The sequence below is a fragment of the Streptococcus sp. HMSC070B10 genome, from assembly GCF_001808665.1.
Lineage (GTDB): Bacteria > Bacillota > Bacilli > Lactobacillales > Streptococcaceae > Streptococcus.
In genome coordinates this window covers 573,060-573,382 of the sequence record NZ_KV794152.1, presented here as the reverse complement: position 1 = coordinate 573,382, position 323 = coordinate 573,060, and the positions used below count along the sequence as shown (strand labels likewise).

Here is a 323-nt window from a genome sequence, read left to right as displayed (position 1 = left end):
AAATATGTCCAAATATGATTTGAAAAAAATTTGGAAGAGATTCAGAACCCCTGCGTTTTTAATATCAAGCTTTGAACTATTAACAGTTTCCATTCATCTTCAAGATGCGCAAGATATTGCTTTCTTTGAGGAACAATTGTCCAAGGCACCAGATTTTAAAGGAGGCAAAGCTACACTTGTTGCTCAAGCCCAAGCCATAAAAGATATTGTGTTCAATAAAGAAGCGAACGACTACTTCGACATTACTGAACCAGAAAGTAAGCTAGCTCGAATCGTGTTTTCTTATTACGGCGCTCTCAATGCCCAATTAAAAGGAGATGAAG

General features: G+C 37.2%; 1 pseudogene. It reads left to right on the top strand.

The window, feature by feature from the left end:
- A pseudogene (locus HMPREF2613_RS11730) lies at nt 1–323 on the top strand (hypothetical protein); the annotation flags it as partial.